Annotated in this window: 2 protein-coding genes; both read left to right on the top strand. The window is 47.0% G+C overall.

Annotation, left to right across the window (positions count from 1 at the left end; genetic code table 11):
* A partial coding sequence (gene nfsA / locus ACWHAR_RS20970) for an oxygen-insensitive NADPH nitroreductase (protein ID WP_452087709.1) occupies positions 1 to 734 on the top strand: 734 nt, incomplete at its 5' end.
* 173 nt (positions 735 to 907) lie between these two features.
* The coding region (locus tag ACWHAR_RS20965) for an MsnO8 family LLM class oxidoreductase (RefSeq protein ID WP_452087708.1) at positions 908 to 1,536 on the top strand (629 nt) is incomplete at its 3' end.

The following is a 1,536-nucleotide window of genomic DNA, read 5'->3' as shown; positions in this document are numbered from 1 at the left end:
AAACCATTTTGAATCATCGGTCAATCCGGTCTTTTACTGATCAGCTTTTGACAGCTGAAGAAATTGATACATTAGTGAAAAGTGCGCAGGCTGCGTCTACATCCAGCTATGTGCAGGCATATTCGATTATCGGGGTTTCTGATCCTGAGAAAAAACGTGAGCTGTCCGTGCTTGCTGGGAATCAGCCTTACGTTGAGAAGAACGGACACTTTTTTGTATTTTGTGCGGATTTGTACCGCCATCAACAACTGGCTGAGGAAAAAGGTGAACATATTTCTGAGCTGCTCGAGAATACAGAAATGTTTATGGTTAGCTTGATTGATGCGGCGCTGGCAGCGCAAAATATGAGCATTGCCGCTGAATCCATGGGGCTTGGCATTTGCTATATCGGCGGCATTCGGAATGAACTGGACAAGGTGACAGAGGTGCTGCAAACGCCTGACCATGTGCTCCCGCTTTTCGGACTGGCAGTAGGCCATCCTGCGAACCTTTCCGGCAAAAAACCGAGATTGCCAAAGCAGGCCGTTTATCATGAGAATACGTATAATGTGAACACAGACGATTTCCGTCATACTATGAATACGTATGACAAAACCATTTCTGATTACTATAGAGAAAGAACAAACGGGCAGCGGGAAGAAACGTGGTCCGATCAAATACTGAACTTTATGAAGCAAAAGCCGCGTACGTATTTAAATGACTACGTGAAAGAAAAGGGCTTTAATAAAAACTAAAGCAAACCTCTCCGTCTGGAGGGGTTTTTATGTTTCACGTGTAACATATTCCGACAAATAGGGACATGCTTTCACAAATAAATGGCGAATGATAGGGGACACTGATAAGCAGTGTGAGCGGCTTTGGAGAAAAAATAGGGGATCAGTGATACGATGAGGATGAGGTGGTAGGGATGGTTTCATTAAGTATATTAGATCAATCTCCAGTATCAGAGGGCAGCAATGCAGAAACGGCCTTACAGCAAACCGTTGCGCTTGCCCAAGCTGCTGAGGACCTTGGATATAAGAGATTTTGGGTTTCAGAGCATCACTTTTCAAAACGTCTGGCAGGGTCCAGTCCTGAGGTGCTAATCAGCCATATAGCGGCGAAAACAAAGCGAATCCGTGTTGGATCAGGAGGAGTCATGCTGCCGCATTACAGTGCTTATAAAGTAGCTGAAAACTTTCGTGTTCTGGAGGGGCTGACACCAGGAAGAATTGACCTGGGGCTTGGCAGAGCACCGGGGGGAATGCCGATTGCATCATGGGCGCTGAATGACGGCGGTAAGCGCAATGCTGATCAGTATCCGCAGCAAATCAAGGAGTTGACCATGTATTTGCATGATTTGGCGGATGATAAACACCGTTTTCCGAATCTGACGGCTGCGCCGCATATTTCAACAGCTCCGGATGTGTGGCTGCTCGGCTCATCTGGAGAAAGCGCGCTGCTCGCCGCGGAATCTGGCGCTGGCTATATGTTTGCCCATTTTATCAATGGAGAGGGCGGAGAGGGTACTGTCAGACAGTATAAGAGGCGATTCAA

It is taken from the genome of Bacillus sp. LR--39 (assembly GCF_053613335.1).
Note: the sequence above shows the minus strand (reverse complement) of the source record. Positions and strands in the feature narration are given on the sequence as shown.